This is a genomic window from Pseudomonas sp. PDM04 (genome assembly GCF_014851765.1).
Lineage (GTDB): Bacteria > Pseudomonadota > Gammaproteobacteria > Pseudomonadales > Pseudomonadaceae > Aquipseudomonas.
This window is the reverse complement of the sequence record NZ_JACVAI010000002.1, coordinates 303,665-325,286: the sequence shown is the minus strand read 5'-3', so window position 1 is coordinate 325,286 and position 21,622 is coordinate 303,665. Positions and strand designations below refer to the sequence as shown.

13 protein-coding genes are annotated in these 21,622 nt (G+C 63.6%); 7 read left to right on the top strand and 6 right to left on the bottom strand.

Features of this window, described 5'->3' with window-relative positions; genetic code table 11:
- Positions 1 to 17: 17 nt before the first annotated feature.
- Positions 18 to 770 carry an SDR family NAD(P)-dependent oxidoreductase gene (locus tag IB249_RS08240; protein WP_192303441.1) on the bottom strand — a complete coding sequence of 251 codons (753 nt, stop codon included), beginning with the start codon at positions 768 to 770 and terminating at the stop codon, positions 18 to 20.
- A 105-nt stretch (positions 771 to 875) separates the two neighbouring features.
- Here IB249_RS08240 and IB249_RS08235 point away from each other — a divergent pair, with 105 nt between their 5' ends.
- Positions 876 to 1,793 (top strand): LysR family transcriptional regulator, encoded by a 918-nt coding sequence (locus tag IB249_RS08235; protein WP_192303439.1) that lies wholly within the window; start codon positions 876 to 878, stop codon positions 1,791 to 1,793.
- A gap of 51 nt (positions 1,794 to 1,844) precedes the next feature.
- Here the strand turns inward: IB249_RS08235 and IB249_RS08230 are convergent, their stop codons facing one another.
- Both IB249_RS08230 and IB249_RS08225 read right to left on the bottom strand, forming a co-directional pair.
- Positions 1,845 to 3,032 carry a GAF domain-containing sensor histidine kinase gene (locus IB249_RS08230; protein WP_192303437.1) on the bottom strand — a complete coding sequence of 396 codons (1,188 nt, stop codon included), beginning with the start codon at positions 3,030 to 3,032 and terminating at the stop codon, positions 1,845 to 1,847.
- A gap of 88 nt (positions 3,033 to 3,120) precedes the next feature.
- Positions 3,121 to 4,539 (bottom strand): aldehyde dehydrogenase family protein, encoded by a 1,419-nt coding sequence (locus IB249_RS08225; RefSeq protein ID WP_192303435.1) that lies wholly within the window; start codon positions 4,537 to 4,539, stop codon positions 3,121 to 3,123.
- Positions 4,540 to 4,647: 108 nt separating this feature from the next.
- On the opposite strand from IB249_RS08225, the gene IB249_RS08220 reads away from it, so the two are divergent.
- The 5 genes from IB249_RS08220 to IB249_RS08200 all read left to right on the top strand — a co-directional run bounded on the left by IB249_RS08220 (position 4,648) and on the right by IB249_RS08200 (position 9,263).
- On the top strand, positions 4,648 to 5,544 hold the full coding sequence (locus tag IB249_RS08220) for a LysR family transcriptional regulator (protein WP_192303433.1): 897 nt from the start codon (positions 4,648 to 4,650) through the stop codon (positions 5,542 to 5,544).
- A 92-nt stretch (positions 5,545 to 5,636) separates the two neighbouring features.
- Entirely contained in the window at positions 5,637 to 6,239 is a 603-nt protein-coding gene (locus tag IB249_RS08215; protein ID WP_192303431.1) for a TetR/AcrR family transcriptional regulator, read from the top strand.
- A gap of 360 nt (positions 6,240 to 6,599) precedes the next feature.
- Entirely contained in the window at positions 6,600 to 7,283 is a 684-nt protein-coding gene (locus IB249_RS08210; protein WP_192303429.1) for a type 1 glutamine amidotransferase domain-containing protein, read from the top strand.
- Between the two features lie 97 nt (positions 7,284 to 7,380).
- The gene (locus IB249_RS08205; RefSeq protein WP_192303427.1) at positions 7,381 to 8,526 is read left to right on the top strand and encodes an alkene reductase; all 1,146 of its coding nucleotides are present in this window, start codon (positions 7,381 to 7,383) and stop codon (positions 8,524 to 8,526) included.
- Entirely contained in the window at positions 8,523 to 9,263 is a 741-nt protein-coding gene (locus IB249_RS08200; protein WP_192303425.1) for an SDR family oxidoreductase, read from the top strand. Before IB249_RS08205 ends, IB249_RS08200 begins: the two co-directional genes overlap by 4 nt.
- Before the next feature lie 25 nt (positions 9,264 to 9,288).
- On the opposite strand, the gene IB249_RS08195 is transcribed toward IB249_RS08200, so the two are convergent.
- The 3 genes from IB249_RS08195 to IB249_RS08185 form a co-directional block, all read right to left on the bottom strand.
- On the bottom strand, positions 9,289 to 10,014 hold the full coding sequence (locus IB249_RS08195; RefSeq protein WP_192303423.1) for a Crp/Fnr family transcriptional regulator: 726 nt from the start codon (positions 10,012 to 10,014) through the stop codon (positions 9,289 to 9,291).
- Positions 10,015 to 10,089: 75 nt separating this feature from the next.
- Positions 10,090 to 18,744 carry a GH36-type glycosyl hydrolase domain-containing protein gene (locus tag IB249_RS08190; RefSeq protein ID WP_192303421.1) on the bottom strand — a complete coding sequence of 2,885 codons (8,655 nt, stop codon included), beginning with the start codon at positions 18,742 to 18,744 and terminating at the stop codon, positions 10,090 to 10,092.
- A 254-nt stretch (positions 18,745 to 18,998) separates the two neighbouring features.
- The gene (locus IB249_RS08185) at positions 18,999 to 19,853 is read right to left on the bottom strand and encodes a LysR family transcriptional regulator (RefSeq protein WP_192303419.1); all 855 of its coding nucleotides are present in this window, start codon (positions 19,851 to 19,853) and stop codon (positions 18,999 to 19,001) included.
- Between the two features lie 265 nt (positions 19,854 to 20,118).
- Between IB249_RS08185 and IB249_RS08180 the strand changes: the two genes are divergently transcribed.
- Complete coding sequence (locus tag IB249_RS08180; RefSeq protein ID WP_225606876.1) at positions 20,119 to 21,594, top strand: MFS transporter; 1,476 nt, start codon at positions 20,119 to 20,121, stop codon at positions 21,592 to 21,594.
- Positions 21,595 to 21,622: the final 28 nt, after the last annotated feature.

The following is a 21,622-nucleotide window of genomic DNA, read 5'->3' as shown; positions in this document are numbered from 1 at the left end:
GCCGCGACCGGAACGGCTCAGATCTGCGCCTGGCCACCGTCGACGAACAGCTCGATGCCGTTGACGAAGCTGGCGTCGCTGGACGCCAGGAACAGCGCGGCGCTGGCAATTTCGTCCGGTTCGCCGACACGCCCCATCGGGATTTGCGCGGCGAGGTAATCCAGCAGGCCTTGCTGCTGGGCCGAGTCCGGACCTGCCAGATCGACGAGTCCAGGCGTGCGGGTGGCGCCTGGGCTGAGGGTGTTGATGCGCACATTGCGATCCTTCAGATCCAGAATCCAGCTGCGCACGAACGACCGAACCGCAGCCTTGGAGGCCGAGTACACGCTGAATGCCGCAGTGCCCGAGCTGCCTGCTGTGGAGCCGGTGAGAATCACCGAGGCGTTCTTCGCCAGCAGTGGCAGCGCCTTCTGCACGGTGAACAACACGCCTTTGACGTTGCGGTCGAAGGTGTCGTCGAAATGCTGCTCGGTGATCTCGCCCATTGGCACCATCGAGCCACCGCCGGCGTTGGCGAACAGCACGTCGATGTGGCCGCGCTCGGCGCGGATCTTTTCATAGAGCGCATCGAGTTGGTCGAGCCGGGTCGAGTCCACTTGCACGCCGGTGGCATTGCCGACCCGGGCGACTGCAGCGTCGAGTTCGGCCTGGCGCCGGCCGGTGATGTAGACGTGCGCGCCTTCTTCGGCGAAGCGCTTGGCCGTGGCCAGGCCGATGCCGGTGGTGCCGCCGGTGACCAGCGCAATTTTGCCATTGAGTTTGCCGTTCATTGATCGTTCTCCAGAGAGGTGTGTAGGTGAGGTGTGGGAGAAGCGTATCGACGATCAGATGATTTCAAAATAGAATTGTCCGCAACTCATCGTTGCAGAAATGAAATGAGCAAGTTGCCGGATTTTGAAGGTTTGGCGATGTTCGCCAAGGTCGCGGAGGAGGGTTCGTTCGCGGCCGCCGCGAGGATCATGGGCGTGTCGGTGCCCACGGTGTCGCGGGCGGTGGCACGGTTGGAAGAGCGATTGGGCGGCCGTTTGTTCAACCGCACCTCACGCCAGCTCTCGCTGACCGAGTTCGGCCTGAGCATGGCGGCCAAGGCCAGCGACCTTTATCGCCAGGCCGAAGAGGTCGAAAGCGAAGCCCAGGACCTCTCCGTACAACCGCGCGGCCAGGTGCGCCTGGCCATTCCGATGTCTTTTGGCCTGCGCTGGGTGGCGCCGCTGATGCCCAAGCTGCTGCGGTTGTACCCCGAGTTGTCGGTCGACCTGCATTTGTCCGACGCCTCGGTGGATCTGATTGCCGACGGTTTCGACGCGGCCCTGAGAATCGCCGCGCTGCCGGACTCATCGTTGGTGGCCCGGCGAATCTGTTCCGTTACGCAGTTTCTGGTGGCGTCTGCGGGTTACCTGGAACAACACGGCCGACCGGAACATCCGCGGGACCTGGCAAATCGGTCGTGCCTGAGTTATGCCTACCGCGCTCGCACTCAGGTGTGGCGGTTCACCCACCACAGTGGCGTCGAAGAAGACGTGGTGCCCAACGGGCCACTGCGGGTGACCAACTCCGATGCGATGATTCCGGTGCTGCTGGAGGGGCTGGCAATCGCCGAGCTGCCCGAGTTCATGGCCAGTGAGTACCTGGCGGACGGTCGTTTGGAGCGCATCCTGCCCGAGTGGAGCATGACCCGCGGAGGCCTGTATTTCGTGACCCCGTCGGCGCGCACCCGCCCGGTGAAAATCAGGGTCCTTTCGGATTTTTTTGCCGAGCATCTTGCCGATCCGGTATGGCGCTGGCCGCGATAACCGACGGTTTTCGACTACGGCTGCCGACCCGGGCAAGGGGCATTTTCATGCTCATCTGAAGTGAGTGGGGAATCTTGCGACAAAGTTCGTTCCCGACTCGACGGTCGAAGAAACACTCAACGTGCCATTGTGGGCGGTCGCGATCTGTGCGGCGATGTAGAGCCCAAGCCCCAATCCTTCACCGCGCTGGCCCGCCTGCGAACGGGAGAAGGGTTCGAACAGAAGCGGCATGAGTTGAGGGGGAATGACGGGCCCCTGGTTGGTCAGCGACAGGACAATCTCATCATTCTCCGAATAGGCCTCCAGGAGGATGGGCGTCGACTTTGAACCATGAGTGACCGCATTGATCAGCAGGTTCGACAGCAGCTGGCTGACGCGCAGCGGGTCGCAATAGACACCTGGCGGCACGTCCAGTGTCTGAATGATTTCTGAGTGCGGATGGGCGTTCAGCACTTCTTCGACGGTCAATCGGATCGTGGACTCCAAGTCATCCACCTGCTTGCGCCGCACTGGAATGCCGCGACCCAGGCGTCCCCTGGCGAAATCCAGGACGTTCTCGATCAATACGCCCATGCGCGTGGAGCTGTTGCGGATCGCTGAGATCAGGTTCAGTGAGCGTTTGTCTTCGGTTTTGGTTTCCAGCAGGTCAGCACTCATGCGGATGGCGCTCAGCGGTGTCCGCAAGTCATGCCCCAGGACCGCAATGAATTGCTCGCGCAGCCTGCCCAGTTCGGTGGCGCTGCTCAACTCGGCTTTCGTTGCCTGCAAATGACTGTGAGCGTCCAGGCTCATCGCGATCAACTGGGCGAAGAGGGTGAGCGTTTGCGCGATGGCGGGCTCATCCAGGTTGGCTGGAACGGAGTCGATGGCACACAGTGTCCCGAAAAACTCGCCATTGGCCTTGATGATCGGGATGGAGATGTAGCTTTCCAGTCCGTAGATCCTGGGCGTGTGATGAAGCGAAAACAGCGGATGCGAGCTGGCGTGGCCGAAAATGACAGGCTTTTTGTGCTGCCGGATCTCGTGACAGATCGTCGACTCGAGCACCAGCTCACCACCCGGTTTCAAGCCAAAATCGATGGCGTCGTCGACGGCGCACGTGACCCAGTTTTTCTCGGTGACCCTGGCGACCGCCGCGAAGCGCATGCCCGTGAGGTGCTTGACCATGCTCAGGATCACGGGCACTGCATCGATGCTGCGGATGGCTTCAATATCGGGGGTAAAGCTTGTGTTGGACATGAGGGGCGCTTCGCATGGTTTTGACGAGGCTATCCCTTATCTCGCGTCCTGACTAATGGCATTTGATGGCAGGCGGCGTCGTAACGCTTCAACCGGTGACCACCGCCTTGGCTTCCAGAAACGCTTCAAGGCCAGACACACCGTTTTCCCGGCCGATGCCCGATTGCTTGAAGCCGCCGAACGGCGCGCAGGGGTCGATCGTGGTCCGGTTGATCAGGACTCCACCGGCTTCGAGCCGCTGGGCAATCTGCTGAGCGCGATGGACGTCCGCCGAGAACACATAGGCCTGCAACCCGTAGATCGAATCGTTGGCCATCGACACCGCCTCGGCGTCCGTTTCGAACGTCAGGATCGACAGTACGGGCCCGAAAATTTCTTCCCGGGCAATGTCCATGTCGTTGCGTACATGAGCGAAGACCGTCGGTTTGACGAAATAGCCACGGTGCAATCCTTCGGGGCGTCCCTCGCCACCGGCGATCAGTGTCGCACCCTGTTCGAGGCCACGGCGAATGTAACGCTGGATACGTTCGTACTGGTCACGGCTGGCGAGAGGGCCCAGCACGGTTGCCGCGTCACGCGGGTCACCGACGGGCAGCGCTGCCAACTGTGCACGTACCAACCGCATCACTTCCTCCAGGCGCCGCCGTGGGACGAGCAACCGAGTGCCGGCAATGCACGCCTGGCCATTGTTCATGAACGCCACGGCCAACGCCTGGGGGACGACCACCGAAAAATCCGCATCGTCGAGCACGATCGTCGCCGATTTGCCGGTCAGGCCCAGGCTGACCCGCTTCATCGTTTCTACCGCGGCACGCGCAATCAGCTTGCCGGTCCGGGTTGAACCGGTGAAGGAAATTTTGGCCACGTCGACGCTGGTACTCAGCTCATCACCGACATCCTCTCCACGCCCGAGCAGCAGGTTGAAGCAGCCATCAGGCAAACCTGCCGCATGCAGCGCCCGGGCCGTCACCTGAGTTTGCAGCGGGCTGAGTTCACTGGGTTTGATCACCGAGGCACAGCCGGCTCCGAGGGCCGATGCCAGTTTGTTGCAAACAGTGCCGGCAACGCTGTTCCACGGCGCGATCAGGGCTGAGACGCCGACCGGCACCTGCTGCACCACGGCGTCGCCCAGGCGTCGGGTGAAGTCATAGGTTTGCAGGATGTCGGCGGTTCGGGCAAAGCACTGCGAGGCGTATTGGCTGACCCACTGCGCACGCGAGGCCGGGGCTCCGTACTCCTCGATGGTGACGTCGCGGATGTCATCGGCGTGGGCGAGCACGGCGGCTTGCAGTTGCCTGAGCATCTCGATGCGTTCGGATTTACCGGTTTGCCCCAGGGATCGTTGCGCTCGGCTGGCGGCGTTGATTGCAGCCTTGGCATCGTCGCGATTGGCCAAGGTGGCGGTGGCGATGACCTGTTCGGTCGCCGGGTTGACGCTGTGCACCACGGTTTCACCGTGGACCGGCACGAAACGACCATCGATGTAGGCCTGGTTGAACTGACGCATCACACGCTCCTCTGATTGAGCCCGAAGGGGTTGAGCGTCAGTTTAGGGCTGGGCTATTGTCTCGACTACGCGGGTAAATCCGCATGTTCCATTTGGAAAATCAGGACAATGCACAAGAGCGGACTCGTTGATTTGCATGTGGTGCTGGCTGTGGCTCGCCGCCAGAGTTTCCGCGCAGCCGCCCTGGAACTGGGAATGTCCAGCTCGGCGGTGAGCAGCGCCATCGCGGGATTGGAGGCGCGCCTCGGCTCGCGACTTTTTCATCGCACCACCCGCAGCGTGGCGCTGACCGATGCCGGGCGCCAGTTCGTCGAGCAGATTTCCCCGGCGGTCAAACAGATTGAAGAGGCCATGACGACGGTGAATGACCGGCGCCTGGTGCCCTCCGGAAACCTGCGGATCAACAGCTCCCTGGGGGCTGCTCTGATGAGCTGGCAGCCGTTCATGTCCGAGTTTTCCAGGCGCTATCCGCAGGTGACACTGGACATCGTGACCGAAGGCGAGCTGGTGGACATCGTTGCCGAGGGGTTCGATGCCGGCCTGCGGCCCAGTCATCTGGTGCCCAAAGACATGATTCGCGTGCCTCTGACCAGCGATGTGCCAATGGTCATTGTGGGGTCGCCGGCCTATTTCGAGCAGCACCCCAAACCCACCCGGATCAGCGAACTGACCCACCATGCCTGCATCCGCGCGCGACTGCCCAATGGCAAACCATCGCCCTGGCAATTGAAGTCCAGGGGCCGGTCGATCTCGGTCGATGTGCCGGGTTCGCTGGTGCTGGATGCGCCATTGATGATGCGCGAAGCCGCCCGATCCTCCTGGGGCCTGGCACACCTGGCCCGCTGGTATGTGGCCAGCGACATCGACAGCGGCACGCTTGTTCCCGTACTCGAAGATTGTGCCGTCCACTTGCCAGGCCTCTGCCTCTATTACTCCGGCCACCGTCATGTGCCCGCAGCGCTGCGCGCCTTTGTGGATCTGGTGCATGAGGTTCGTGGAGGGTAGGGCAGGTCTGTCTGCGATCGGATCCATCGACCGCGTGATGGCGGGATATCGCCGGCTAGACTGATCGTCTAGTAACGAATAACATGCCGAGCATGAGCAGCCCAAAGACACGCGCCACCACCGACGTCCGCCAGGAAATCCTTGATGTAGGCCAACGAATCATGGCCGCCAAGGGGTATTCCGCCGTGGGCCTGAATGAAATCCTGGCCACCGCCGGTGTGCCCAAGGGGTCCTTTTACCATTACTTCGGTTCAAAGGACGCTTTTGGCGAGGCCATGCTGGAAAGCTATTTCGAGACTTACCTGGCCGAGCTCGACGAGGTCCTGGCGCTGCCTGGGCTGACGATGTCCCAGCGTCTGATGAAGTATTGGGACATCTGGCAGCAAACCCAGTCGTTCCACGACTGCCAGGGCAAATGCCTGGCGGTGAAGCTCGGCGTGGAGGTGGCTGACCTGTCGGAGACGATGCGCGCGGTGCTCAAGCGAGGGACGTCGGGTGTCACCGACCGCCTGGCGCAGGCGATCGAAACCGGGGTCGCCGAAGGCTCGCTGACGTGCGAGGCTGCGCCCCATGCGTTGGCGCAGAGCCTCTACCAGTTGTGGGTCGGCGCCAGTGTCATGGTCAAGATCACCAAGAGTGTCCAGCCCTTCGAGACGGCGATGTCGACGACTCGTCAGATTCTCGATCTTTCCTGAGCCATGGGGCAGGGCGGTGTAGAGCCGCCCCCCTCGTGGTTACCCTCTCGGGCCCTCAGTGGCCAATCAAATAGCGCTTGAACGCCCGTCTTGCACCGGCCGATGACGACCTGCGCCTTCTCCCTGAACCGTCGAAACAACGAACGTGGAAGAAATCTCAAAAATTTACTAGACGACTGGTCTAATCGAGTATTAAGGTACTCACACATTGAAGGCATCGCAGCGGGGTTAAACGATGAACACATCGCACAGGGCGGACCTGATCATCGAGGCAGCGAACGCCTCTTTTTATTTGCCTACTAACTAGACGACTGGTCTAATTTTCTCATTCCACACCCAATCCGAATCAGGAACATCAACATGAAAATTCTTATGGTACTGACCTCCCACGACACCCTGGGCAGCACTGGCCGCAAAACCGGTTTCTGGCTTGAAGAACTGGCGGCGCCTTACTACGCCTTCCTGGACGCCAAGGCCGAGATCGTCCTGGCTTCGCCCGCCGGTGGTCAGCCACCGCTCGATCCCAAGAGCAACGAGCCGTCCTTCCAGACTGACCTGACCCGCCGTTTCGAAGCCGACGCCGTCGCCACCGCGTTGCTTGCCAGCACCGTGCGCCTGGACAGCGTCTCGCCTGCCGATTTCGATGCCGTCTTCTACCCAGGTGGCCACGGTCCGCTGTGGGATCTGGCAGAAGACCCGGTTTCGATCCGCTTGATCGAATCGTTCCTGGCCGCCGGCAAGCCCGCCGCCCTGGTGTGCCATGCGCCGGGCGTGTTGCGCCACGTGAAAAAACCTGACGGCACCCCACTGGTCCAGGGCAAGAAAGTGGCCGGTTTCACCAACTCCGAAGAAGAGGCGGTCGGCCTGACCAACGTGGTGCCGTTCCTGGTCGAGGACATGCTCAAGGCCAACGGCGGCCTGTATTCCAAAGGTCCGGACTGGGCGTCCTACGTGGTTCGCGACGGCCTGCTGATCACTGGCCAGAACCCGGGTTCGTCCAGCGAAGCGGCGAAGGTCCTGATAGACGTGCTGAACGACGCCTGAGCCTGCCATTGGCGGCAAACGCTCCGGCGTCTGCCGCTGCCTCCACCCCGGCGGTTTGCAAGCCGACCCGACAGACTGACGCAACAAGGAATCAATCATGCAACATCGCTCGCTGTTCGAGCCCACATCGTTGGGCGCCATCACGCTGAAGAATCGTATCGTCATGCCGCCGCTCACGCGCCAACGCAGCGCTCAGCCCGGTGACATCCCAACGCCCCTCATGGCCCGGTATTACCAGCAACGCGCCAGTGCCGGCCTGATCATCAGCGAGGGCACCCAGATCGAACCCCGTGGCAAGGGTTACGCCTGGACGCCAGGCATCTACAGCCAGGAGCAGATCGAGGGCTGGCGCACGGTGACCGATGCCGTGCACGCAGAAGGCGGGGTGATCTTTGCCCAGCTCTGGCACGTCGGCCGGGTGTCCCACAATGCGCTGCAACCGGACAACGCCGCGCCCATCGCGCCGTCGGCGATCCAGGCGCAAAAGGCCAAGGCCTTTATCGAAACCGGCCCGGGCACGGGCACCCTGGTCGAGCCTTCCCTGCCGCGGGCGCTGAGCGTCGCCGAGATCGAGGCGCTGGTGGAACTCTACGCCCAGGCCGCGCGCAATGCCTTGAGCGCCGGCTTCGATGGCGTCGAGATCCACTCGGCCAATGGTTACCTGGTCAACCAGTTCATCTCGGCCCACGCCAACCAGCGCACCGATGAGTACGGTGGCTCGCTGCACAACCGCCTGCGTTTCCTGCGCGAAGTGGTGCAGGCGGTCGGCGCGGTGGTCGGGCCTGAACGCGTCGGGGTGCGCTTCGCGCCGCTGTTCACCAGCACCGATGAAGACCGCGTGTACATCGGCTTCGTCGAGGAGGACCCGCACCAGACCTACATCGAAGCCATCAAGGTGCTTGAGCAGGCAGGCATCGGTTACCTGTCGATTGCCGAAGCCGACTGGGCGAATGCGCCGGACCTGCCCGAGACATTTCGGCGCGAGGTGAGAAGCACCTTCAGCGGCCGGATCATCTACGCCGGCTTGTACACCGCGGACCGCGCGGCGCGCCTGGTCGAGGCGGGCCTGGCTGATCTGGTTGCATTCGGGCGGCCCTTTATCGCCAACCCCGATTTGCCCCGGCGCATCGCCAATGGCTGGCCGCTGAATGCCCTGAACGCCACCGGCCTGTATGGCGGCGATGAGCAAGGGTTCACGGATTACCCGAAATATTCCCCTTCCAGATGTGAGGTGTTGTCATGAGTAAAGGTATCGAAGGCAAAGTCGTTTTGATCACCGGCGGCAGTACCGGTATCGGTGCCGAAGTGGCCCGGCTGCTGGCGGCACGCGGCGCCAAAGTCGCGGTGGCCGCGCGTCGGGCCGACAAACTGGAGGCGGTGGTGGCCGAGATCGCTGCCCAGGGGGGTGACGCCAAGGCCTACAGCCTCGACGTCACCGACAAACGCCAGGTCGAGGCCGTGGTCGCTGCCGTGGTGACGGATTTCGGCAGGCTCGACGTGCTGATCAACAACGCCGGGTTGATGCCGATTCGACCCATGTCGGAGGTCAACACCGATGAGTGGGACGCGATGATCGACGTCAACCTCAAGGGCACGCTGTACGGCATTGCGGCGGCGCTGCCCCGGTTCCTCGCGCAGGACAGCGGGCACATCATCAACCTGAGTTCGGTGGCCGGGGTGAAAGTCTTTGCCCCCGGCGGCACGGTGTACTCGGGGACCAAGTTCGCCGTCAGCGCCATTTCCGAAGGCCTGCGCCAGGAAGTGGGCGACAAGGTCCGCGTAACCTCCATCGCGCCCGGTGCGGTGGACAGCGACCTCAAGCACAGCACCTCCGGGACGGCCAGGGACACCGTGCTCGACTTCTACAAAAAGGCGATCCCGGCCGCCTCGGTGGCGCGCGCCATCGCCTTCGCAATCGAGCAGCCCGACGACGTGGACGTGAACGAAATCGTGCTGCGGCCGACTCACCAGGCGTTCTGACCCGGCGTCGAGTGGCCGTGCGGTTTCAATCGTCGTGACGGCGGCTGTGCTGCAGCAGTCGGTCGGTCTCGGTCTTGACCACCAGGTAGCACTCGCAACTAAGCCGTTCCAGGCGGGTCCGGTCCAGCACCGTGATCTGCCCACGGCTGTATTCGATGACGCCCTGGCGCTGCAGTTTGCCGGCCGCTTCGGTGACGCCTTCGCGGCGTACGCCGAGCATGTTGGCGATCAGTTCCTGGGTCATGTTCAGGCGATTGCCAGGCAAGCGATCCAGCGACAGCAGCAGCCAGCGGCACAATTGCTGATCGATCGAGTGATGGCGGTTGCACAGGGCGGTCTGCGACATCTGGGTGATCAGGGCCTGGGTGTAGCGCAGCATCAGCAGGAGCAGATCGCCGTGGCGGTTGAACTCTTTCTTGAGTTTTTGCCCCGGCAGGCGGAATGCGACGCCGGCGCTCTGTACCACCGCCCGGCTGGAGGTGCTTTCGCCCCCCATGAACAGGGCGATGCCGATCAAACCTTCGTTCCCGACCACGGCGATTTCCGCCGACGAGCCGTTTTCCGTGACGTGCAGCAGCGAAACGATGGCATCGGTGGGGAAGTAAACATGCCGCAGGGTATCCCCCGGTTCATACAGCACATCGCCCAGTCCCAGGCTGACCTGCTCCAGGTGCGGGACCAGGCGCTGGAGATCGTCGGCGGGCAGCGCCGCGAGCAGGTAATTGTGGCTTGGCTGGTGTGAAGCGGACATGGGTGGGGCACCGTGGCGGAAGGGGGGGTACCGGCTCAGGGTACACCCATGCACGCCACGGGCGGTGATCAATGCCTACTCATCGACGGCCTGCGCATACTCCAGCGCTTGAGGCCTGGGCGACCGGGCGCGGCAGTCCACCCGAACCCAGCGCTCCAGTCCGTCGTCTTCGAGCGTCAGCGCCGTGCCGCTCAACGGCTGGCCGTCGAGGGTCATCGAGGTGAGCGGCGAACTGCCCTGATGCACATCGAAGTGGTAAAGCGTGCTGCCGAAGCGGTAATGCAGTTTGAAACCCGGCCAGTCGACGGGTATCAACGGTTCGAGGCTCAGCGTGCGACCGCTGCGTTGGACACCCAGCAGTGACTCCACTATCAGCCGGTACATCCACCCCGCCGAACCGGTGTACCAGGTCCAGCCACCGCGCCCGGCATGCGGAGGCGCGCCGTAGACATCGGCGGCCATGACATAGGGTTCGACCTTGTAGGTGTCTATTCGCGCAACGTTGGCAAGGGCGGCCGGGTTGATCAGGTTCAGCACCTCCCACGCCTTGGCGGCATCGCCCAATTGCGCGAACGCCATGCCCGCCCAAACGGCAGCATGGGTGTACTGGCCGCCATTCTCGCGCACGCCTGGCACATAGCCCTTGATGTAGCCCGGGTCCAGAGCGCCCTTGTCGAACGGTGGGTCAAGCAGCAGCACGGCGCGGATGTCTCGCTTGATCAGATGCTCATCCAGTGCCTGCATGGCCTTGGCCTGGCGGACAATGGAGCCGGCTCCGGAAAGCACCGACCAGCTCTGGGCAATCGAGTCGATACGACACTCCGCGTTGCTCGCCGAACCGAGCAACTGACCGTCGTCGAACCAGGCACGACGATACCAGGCGCCGTCCCAGGCACTCTGTTCAAGGTTGCGTTGCAGTGCCTCTGCGCTGTCGCTGCAGCGCCTGGCGAAGGCGTGATCGCCGTGCAGGCGAGCGGTCAGCGCAAATTGCGTCAACACCTGATAGCCGAAGAAACCCAGCCACACGCTTTCACCTTCACCCAGATGGCCGACGCGATTCATGCCGTCGTTCCAATCGCCGGAGCCCATCAGCGGCAAACCGTGGCGACCGCGCTGCAGGCTGTGCTCGATGGCACGTACGCAGTGCCGGTACAGCGACTCCTGCTGGGGCGAAACCACCGGCAGGTCATAGTAGGATTCTTCGCCACCCGTCAATGGGCGTCCTTCCAGATACCCGACAGGCACGTCGAGCACCGCCGCGTCTGCGGTCATTTCGACATAGCGGTTGGTGGCGGCCACCAGCCACAGGAAGTCATCGGAGCAGGCGGTGCGAACCCCTCGATTCATCGGCGGGTGCCACCAGTGCTGCACGTCTCCCTCCAGATACTGATGAGCGGCGCACAGCAGCAGATGCGCGCGCACGGTCGCCGGATCGGCGTGGATCATGGCCATGCTGTCCTGTAGCTGATCGCGGAAGCCGATGGCACCACCGGACTGGTAGTAGCCGCTGCGGGCCTGGAACCGGCAGGCAATGACCTGATACATCAGCCAGCCGTTGACCATGACATCCACCTCGGGCGCGGCGGTTTCGATATGGATCGCCCCGAGCAACGAGCGCCAGTGCTCCCGCACCTTGTGCAACTGCTCGGCGGCAACCAGGCTGCCCCGATGGCGCTGCACCTGCTGGCTGGCGGCGTCGCTCGAGGCGGCCGCGCCCAGGCGCAGGATGACTTCCTTGCTATCGCCATCGGCGAGATCGACCGCCACTTGCAGGGCGGCACAAGGGTCCAGGCCGCCCCCCAGGCGCCCGGACAACCCGGCGTGCCGCATCGCTTCCGGCGCGGCCAGGGTGCCGCCGCGACCCACGAATTCCGTACGGTCACCGCTGACCCCGTGATCGACCGTATCGGTATCGAAGAACGCCACCCGCTCGGAAAATTCCACCGAGTAGGCGTTGCGGGCGAAGAGGGCGCCGGTGGCCGGATCCGATTGCGTGACCACATGCATCGCCGACTTGCTGCGCAGATCGCCCAGCACCCATTCCACATAACCGGTGACCGACAGCGTTCGGCTGCGCCCCGAGCGGTTGCTCAGCAACAGGCGCATGAATTTGATCGGTGCATCCAGTGCGACATAGATCCACAGTTCGCTGACAATTCCGTCTTCTTCATGTTCGAACACGCTGTAACCGAAACCGTGACGGGTCTGGTAGGGGCCTGTTCCGGGGCAGGGTTGTGGGGCGGCAGACCAGAAGTGCCCGGTCTCTTCATCCCGCAGGTAAATGGCTTCGCCGCCGCGATCGGTGACCGGGTCGTTGTGCCAGGGCGTCAGGCGAAACTCATGGGCGTTTTCGGCCCAGGTGTAGGCGCTGCCGGTTTCCGAGATGACCGTGCCGAATTGAGCGTTGGCAATCACATTGACCCAGGGCGCCGGTGTCGGATTGGCCGCCAGGCCGCTAATGATGTATTCGCTGCCATCGGCACTGAAGCCGCCATACGCGTTGCCCAGCAGCAGCGCCGAAGGCTTGGGCACGGACAGGGTCGGCCTTGCCTGGTAGTGCCGTGTTGCCACGAATGGGGCATGGACCGGTGACACTTTGCGACGATGAATCTGTTCGGCCAGGCTGCCGGAACCTTCGTTCAAGACCAGCCTGGCCACCGAGAGCACCAGCACGCGATCTTCGTTCGACAGCTGTTGCACCGCACGCACGAAGATGCCGCCCGGACGATCCAGCAACGTGGCCTCACTGCCGGAGGTGATCAGCCCCATGATCGCGTCCTGCAGTTGTTGACGGTAACCGGCCTGGTCTTCGTTCCAGATCAACAGGTCGACCACCAGGCCTTTTTGCCGCCAGTAGGCATGAGCCTGAATCAGCTGTCGCACCATCGCGATGTTGTCCAGGCTCTGGATTTTCAGCAGGACAATGGGCAGGTCACCGGAGATCGCCTGGCCCCAGAGGCCCGACTGATTGCGCCGATTGGCGGTCAGTACGGTGTTATCGGCGCGCATCGAGGCGTTCGCATACAGCAGCGACGACGCCATCTGTTCGAACAGGCGGGCGTCGGCCAGCGAGATGTTGAGCTGGCGCAGCAGCACCTGGCTGTGGGTCCAGGACAGGTCGAACACCCGGTCGGCGAGGTGGCGGTCGCGGTATTTGTTGATCAGGTAGACGCAGTCGTCACGGTTATCGGCGACGCCGGTGACCAGGTCGATGGTCGCCTGCTGGCCGGGTTGCAGGGTAATCCTGCAGCGAATCGCGACCACCGGGTCCAGTACCGGGCCGGCACTGCCAGACAAGTGCGGGCAGTCGGCATCCAGGGCGGCGGGTGATACCAGGTTGCGTCCACGGCCAACGAACCGGGCGCGATCGGTTTCGTACGAGATCGCGTCGATGTCCACGCCGTGTGCCGCCAGTAAATGGCACATCCACGGCGTCGATTCGTCGCTCGCCCTGGGACGGCGGCTGCACACGATGGCCTGGAGTGCCGGCAGCAGTTCGGTTTGCACGAACAGTTTACTGAACGCCGGGTGCATGGCATCGCTGGCGGGGGACGTCAGCACCACTTCGGCATAGGTGGTGATTTCCAGGGTCTTGGCCGATGACGCCCGGTTGGTGACGTGCAGGCGGCGCAGTTCGATGTCGTCTTCAGGCGAGACGACAATCTCCATGTGCGTGTCGAAATCCAGGTTGCGTGCGCGAAACTCTGCCCGGGAGTCGCTGAAGATCGCTTCATGGCTTTCGGGCTGGCGCAGCGTTGGCTGATGCGCGGCCGACCAGACGGTATTGGACTGCACATCGCGCAGATAGCAGAACATCCCCCAGTTGTCCTGGGAAATGTCTTCCTGCCAACGGGTGACGGCCATGTCGTGGCGGCGGCTGTAACCACCGCCACCGCTGGTCAGCATGACGTGGTAGCGACCATTGGAAAGCAACTGCACGGCAGGGCGTTTGCGGCCTGGGTCAGCGAACACCCGAAGCCCGGCGTCCTGGCCCAGCCCGCCATCACCGAGCGCGGGCGACTGGGCGGTCTGCAGGTACGGAGCGGCGGATTTCGGCACCCGTTCCTGCAACAGCAGCAGGGCCGATTGCAGCGCCGGATCGGCGGCGAAGCGGCGTTGCATGGGCTGATCGAGCAGGCGGCTGGTCAAGGCCAGCAGGCTCATGCCCTGGTGGTGCGCCATGAAGGAGCGGACCACGACGTGGGGCTGGCCGCGGGGCAGTCGGGCCTCGGTGTAGTCCACCGCCTCATACAGACCGAAACGTCCCGCGCAACCTTGCAGGGCGAGCCGTTGCAGGTTCTTGCAGGCGGCATCGGCGTCGACCATCAACGCCAGGACGCTGGCGTAAGGTGCGATGACCACGTCATTGCTCAGACCGCGCTGGAGCCCCAGGGCCTGAACTCCGAAAGCGCGGTATTGATAGTTGAAGTGGGCGTCGAGGGTGTAATAACCCGACTCTGAAACGCCCCAGGGAATGCCCAGCAGGTTGCCGTGTTCGATCTGTACCGCCACGGCGGCGCGGCACGTCTGGTCCAGCAGGCTGCCGTCGTAGTTGGGCATCACCAGCATCGGCATCAGGTATTCGAACATCGAGCCCGACCAGGACAGCAACGTCGGCACCCCGGCGTTTTCCCCCAACAGCCTGCCCAGGGTGAACCAGGCACGCTGGGGGATTTGTCCCAGGGCGATGACCACGTAATTGGTCAGCCGCACTTCGGAGGCCAGCAGGTCGTAGTAACCGCTGTCGAGCCTGCGGTCTTCGGCGTTGTAGCCGATGACGAACAGGTCCCGCTGATTGTCGTACAGCAGCGAGAAATCCATCTGTGCCAGCGACGTCGACAACAGGGCCAGGCGCTCCAGGGTCAGCAGGCGCGCGGCGGCGACGGCGCGCACCTGCTCGAGTCGAGGGTGATGCTCCGCTGCCCAGCCGGCCGGGTTCAGGCCTGCCAGTTGACGCAAGCTGCCAGGTGCCGACGGGGTGCCGGGCAAGGGCGCAGGGAGTCGATAGCGCTGCAACTCTTCGCTCCAGTCGATGCATTGGTGGTCGAACACCTCGCGCCAGTAAACGCTCTCTTCATCGAGGCCGCCAGGAGTGTCCGCGACGCTGATGCGTGCCGCGTGCAGCAGGTCTGCCAGCGCCTCGCGGGTTAACGATGGCGGGGCCTCATCCAGCCGTTTTCGCACGTCATTGCAGGCGGTTTCATCCACGCCCGCGGCACGCTGGGTTTCGCCAAGGATCTCCAGGGTGTCGCGCAGGCCCCTGATCACCGCAGGGCCGAACATGGGCGCGTCGGCAAGCTGCGCAAGGCCGGCGCTCAGGGTCAGCAGCAGACCCGCCAGGTTGCCGCTGTCGACGGTGGAGACGTAATGCGGTTTCAACGGTTCGAGGGTCTGCGTGTCATACCAGTTGTAAAAGTGCTGCCGATACCGTTCCAGGCCGTCCATGCTGTCCAGCGAGGCACCCAGCCGCGTCAGCAGTCGTTCGGTGCTCAGGTAAGCGAAATCGTGAGCGGCCAGGTGGGCGAGCAGGGACATGCCCATGTTGGTGGGCGAGGTGCGATGGGCAATGGCGGGCCTGGGTTCTTCCTGCACGTTGTCCGGTGGCAACCAATGATCCTGCGGTCCCACGTAGTGATCGAAGAACGCCCAGGTTCTGCGCGCCAACAGGCGCAGGAAGCGCAAGTCCTCCGTCGACGGGGCGAACACCGATTGTCGGGGCGGCGAACTGAGTCGCCAGGCGATCCAGGGACCGGCCAACCATGCCAGCAGCAGGGGGCTGGCGATGGCCAGGGTCTGTGGGTCGTGCGCCAGCAGGGCCAGGGACACCAGCGCCGAGAACGGCTGAACCCACATCTGCCGGTAGAGCCCGGACAGCCGGTTTTCCGTGCTGCGCTCGACCTCGCGCGAAGGCTGCCATTGCAACAGCCGGCGCCGGCTGAAGCCGATTCGCCAGAGCGAACGCAAGAGCGCATCGGCGCTGTAGAACATTTCGAACGGCAGCCAGGCCAGTGCCAGGCAAGCCCTGGCCAGGTCCTGGCCCAGATCGCCCAGTTGCGCTCGCACGTATTGCCCATAGGGCACATCGTCGGGAGGCTGTATCAGGTCGGTCACCACCCGCAGCAAAGGTTGGATGAACAGCAGGCCGATGACGGTGAGCGTCCAGTGGAGCGGCGCCGTGCTGGCAAACCACCCCCATGACAGCATCAGCAACAGCGCCAGCGGCTCCAGGCTGCGGCGCAGGTTGTCGAGGATCTTCCAGCGCGCCATGACGCTCAGCCGGTTATGGATCCAGTGGCCCTCGGCGTTGCGCACCCAGGGTAATGTCCACGGCAGCAACTGCCAGTCGCCGCGAATCCAGCGATGCCGTCGTTTGACATCGGCACCGAAGCGCGACGGGTATTGCTCGTACAGTTGCACGTCGCTGAGCAACCCGGATCGGGCATAGCAGCCTTCGATCAGGTCGTGGCTGAGGATCTGGTTATCCGGCAGGCAACCGTCCAGCGCGCAGGTGAACGCATCCACGTCGTAGATGCCCTTGCCGATGAACGAGCCTTGCTGGAACAGGTCCTGGTAAACGTCCGACACCGCCCGCGTGTAGGGATCGACCCCGGCATCGCTGCCGAACAGTCGGGCGTAGATCGAGCGCGTGGCGCTGGTCAGGCTGATGCCCACGCGCGGTTGCAACACCGCGTAGCCGGAGACGATCTGCTCGCCGGTGGCATCGAACAACGGGCGATTCAGAGGGTGCATCATCGCCGCCACGCACTGGCGGGCGACATCGCGGGGCAGCAGGGTGTCGGTGTCCAGGGTGATGACATAGCGCACGGCGCGCAATGGGGTGATGTCTCCGACAATGGCATCGAAACGGTCCTGCCCCCGGCCGCGTAACAGCTCGTTGAGCTCGATCAGCTTGCCGCGTTTGCGCTCGTGGCCCATCCACACCCGCTCACTGGCGTTCCAGCGCCGTGGCCGGTGCAGCAGAAAGAAGCGGTCGTCCAACCCGTCGGCATACTTCTGGTTGAGCTGGCTGATAGCACGGCTGGCCTGGTCGAGCAGCCCGGCGTCCTCGGGCTCGTTCGCCTGCGCGGCGTCCAGGAAGTCGCTGAGCAAGGCGAAATACAGGTTGCGGTCGCGGTTGGCGAGGAAGCGTACTTCCAGACCCTCCACCAGTTCGTCCACATCGGCCGGGCTGGCGATCAGCGTCGGGATCACCACCAGGCTCGTCGCGTCATCGGGAATGCCGTTGGCGTAATCCATTTTCGGCAACACGGCCGGCACCAGGCTGAACGTCACCAACCAGTTGATCAGACCGATCGCCAGTCGACTGGTCATGATCAGGCAGGGAATCGCCAGCATCAGCAGGGCTGCTGCCGACATGCCATCGCGCTGCGCAGAGGCCAGCAGGGGCCAGGCGAGAACGAACGTCAGCAAGGCCACCGGTGACAGGTAGAAAACCAGCGGCGAGCGCTGCAGCAGGCGATTCCAGCGCTCATGGAACGGCACCCGGGCCTCGAGTCGGCGCTCCAGCGCCGGCAGGCCTGCGCTGATCAGGTAATACCCGACGTGACGGGCCAGCACCGGGCAGGACACGGTGGCCGTTGCGGCGATGGCGAGATCGATCGTGGCTTGGGCGATCTGGATTTCCGAGAGTCGGGGACTTCGTCGGGCGAGGCGCTCGACCACATGCCGATAGCTGTCGCGCGTACTGAAATCCATCGCCTGATAAACGCCCGCCGGGTCTTCCCTGAGGATCCGGTCGACATGACTCATCGACTCGACGAACTCGCGCCAGTCGGTCGCGGACAGGAGCCGCAGGCTGCCGATGCTGTTGCTGATGGACACCTGGTCCGCTGCCTGTTGTTGCGCATCGAGCTGCACCTGGCGCTCGATGCTCGAGCCGCTTTCACTGAGCATCTGCTCGATCCAGTTCAACGGCAGGGCCAGGGCCGCGCTCTGACCCTGCAGGCGACGGGTGAATTCGGCGACAAAGGCGGCAGTGATCGGCGGTGCGGAGCGGGCCATGTCGGCAACGGTCAACACCACATTCTTGATGTCGCGCTCCGAGGTCTCGATCAGGCGCTCGGCCCAGTCATCGGCCAGATTGCGGTCATCGGCGTTGGCCATGACCCGCGAGGCCACTCGCCGCAGGTTCTCGATCAACGCCAGACGCAACATGATCGGTATCGCCCACAGTTCCCCCAGCGCCAGGGGCATCACGGTCTGATAGGAAAAGATGAAGCGGCTCAGGCTTTGTTCGTCGACCCGGCCGTCGCCATGGGAGATGGTTTCCAGTGCGATGTCGTAGACGCGGGGCAGACCGGCGGAAGGGCCGTTGACCAGGCGTGGCAATTCGCGGCTGTAGCCTTTGGGCAGGTGTGAGCGGGCGGTGCGAATGTTTTCCTCGACCAGAAAGTAGTTGTCCAGCAACCACTCCGCTGCCGGCGTCACTCGACGGCTGGACATTTGCGCATCGGCCAGCGCCGCACAACTGCGCTTGAGCAGTCGCTCGTTGTCATCGAGCCTGCGCAGCATCGGGTCCCGGGCGGACAACGCCGTCAGGCGATGTTGTCCGGCAAGAGCGATGCCGTGAGTGGCCATCTGATCGGCGCTGAACAGCTCCGAGCGCAATATCGGCTCATATTCGAAGCGGGGTTTGGAGAACTGACCGGTTCGCCAAACGCCGGACGAGCGGGAAAACACCCTCAGCATGCGTGTCCATATACTGTTCATAAAGTCCTGAGCCTGAAACGCACGACTGCAATTGCGCGCTTTGAGAGGTGCGCCAACGCATCGCGCCAGCGCCGAGCAGCGCCTTCTGGACGTAGCTTTTCAGCCTTGAGTGTGAGGACTATGAGGGGCGTTCGTCTGTTCGCTGGCGAACATACAGCGAGCACAGCCTTGGCGAGTCAGTCGCCGCGTCGGGCTTGCTGATCGGGGGGTGGTGTCTGAGCATGCAGGCGTGCTGCAAAAGGGGCCTGAGCCGATCAGGCCGTCCCGATCATCTCTCCCGCCAGGTCGGCGAGTGCGCGAAGTCGATCCATCTGCCGCATATCGTGGTGAAAGCCCATCCAGATATCACGTCCGGGGGGCGCCTGGCCGGTGTCCAGCAACCTGAGCGCGGGCAACTGGTCGCCCAGGACGCGCGGCAGTACGGCAACGCCCAGCCCCAGCGCACACATTCGTGCCTGGACGGTGCGACTGCTGCTGGTGAACACGGTTCTGGCCCCGGGAAACAGCTCCTGTAGCCAGAGCACGTCGGGGTAATGCGCCTGGGCGGTGTTCATGGTGATCAGGCCGACGCCTTCACCCTCGGCTCCCGGACGCAATGGCACCTCTGCGCCCGCGTACAACCCGTAACTCAGGGTGGTGAGGCGTCGCTGGACGATGTCGGGTTCGGTGAAAGGGACAATCCGGAAGGCGATATCCGCTTCCCGGCGTGTCAGGTCGAACAGCCGATGCCCGGCGATCACTTCGGGCACAATCAGTGGATGACGCCGCAAAAGCTCAGCGAAAACCGGGCCCAGCACGTAGCTGGCAAACCAGTCCGCCGAGGAAATCCGCAACAGGCCCTCAGGTTGGTCATTTTCCCCCGCGATGCGTCGCTCGATCGTCAGCGCACTGCGTTCCATTTCCTCAGCCAGCCCGAAAATGCGCTCCCCGCTGTCGGTCAGCACCAATCCCGTTGCCGTGCGGCGAAAGAACACCTGGCCACTGGTCTGTTCGAGCACATGCAGACGCCGGCCCACGGTGGGATGGCTGACGCCCAACAGCTTCGCCGCTGCGCCCAGCGACCCACCCCTGGCGATGGCCAGAAAGACCCGCAAGTCATTCCATTCCATGGCTTACCTCGTACAAAAGTGAACGGCGAAGATGCAGCAATGACAGTCCCGCCGCAAGCCTTCGACTCGCACAATGAACCTCTTGATTCACCTCGCGGCGCTTCGAGCCGGACTCCCTGACGCCGCGGGTGGGCTGGTTGCCAACTGCCGGTTCGCAAGCCTTCGCGGGCGCTCGAACCATCAGTTTGCCCGGGTTTGCGGGGCGTAGCCGCCGGGCGCATGACGCCTGTGCCCATTCTCTATTGACTGCGTATGGAGGCTGTTCATGTACGGCAACGATGCAACCCACGCCGACCCACGGCGCTGGGCGATGTTTGTGGTTCTACTGGTGGGTGCGTTCCTGCCACCGCTCGATTTCTTCATCGTCAACGTTGCGCTGCCTTCGATCCGCGAAGAGTTGGGCGCTTCGGCCTCTGTCGAGCAACTGGTCATTTCTTCGTATGCCGCGTTGTATGCCGTGACGTTGATCACCGGCGGGCGCCTCGGGGATATATACGGCAGGGGCCGGGTCTTTTTTCTCGGGTTGATGGGCTTTGCCTGCGCCTCGTTGGTTTGCGGCTTTGCAGGATCGCCCTGGGTGCTGGTCGCCGGGCGCGCCTTGCAGGGTCTGACGGCGGCAGTCATGGCGCCGCAGGCACTCGCTTCGGTGCAGGCGATCTTCCCCGAGTCGGAAAAGCCGCTCGCGCTCAGCCTGTATGGCGCTGTCTTCGGTCTGGCCGCGGTGATCGGGCAGGCCTTGGGCGGCGTCCTGATTTCGCTCGATGTCATGGGCCTGGGCTGGCGGGCGATCTTTCTCCTCAACTTGCCAGTGGCGGTTCTGGTCGTGCTGTTCGGCCTTCCCTTGCTGAAAGAGACGCGCGCGTTACACGCCAGCAAACTGGACCTGGGCGGGATGGCCCTGTCGATGGTCAGCCTCGCGGCGCTTATCGTGCCGCTGATCGTAGGGCGGGAAGCCGGCTGGCCGTGGTGGTCGTGGCTGTCGCTCGGTGCTATGCCGTTGCTGGTGTGGCTGTTCTGGCGTTATGAAACTCGCCTTGGGCGCATGGGCGGCAAGCCGCTGCTCGATCCGGCGGCATTGCAGGCGCCGGGCCTTGGCCGCTCGCTGCTGACCGCGCTGACGTTGTACTCGATCGGGGTTTTCTTCCTGTTGTTCTCGGTCTACCAGCAGCAGGCGCTGAACGCCTCCCCGCTGAGTGCTGGCCTGGTGTTCCTGCCGTTTGGTGCAGGGTTCCTGCTGGGGCCGCTGTCGACACCCTGGGGTCGACGCATGATCGGTGACTACGTCAATCCGCTCGGCATGGCCCTGGAGTCCATCGCCGTTCTCGGTCTGGTCTGGCTCATCAGCGCGACGCCGACTGGTGTGCAGCCTGACTCCGTGCTGCTGGGCGTCCTTCTGTTCGTGATTGGACTGGGACAAGGGCTGGCGCTGCCGACCTTGATGCGTATGGTCACCGGCCGCGTCGCCCCCGCCTACTCGGGCATGATCGCCGGCATCGCCAGTTCGACCCTGCAGGTCAGCACCTCACTCAGCGTCGCCGTGATTGGCGGGGTGTTCTACACAGTGCTCGGCTCACGCACTGATCCGGCCGCCATCACCCAGGCGTTCACCGTCGCCAGCGTGTGCATTGCCGTCTGCCTGGCCACCGGCGCGGGATTGAGCTTGACGCTTGCCTGGCAGCCCGCCGCCAGTGCACCCGCTCGCCGCGTCAGCGACGGGGCCCGAGCAGGCACGGGTACTTGAATCCGCCCCGGCTATGCCGAGGCGGTAC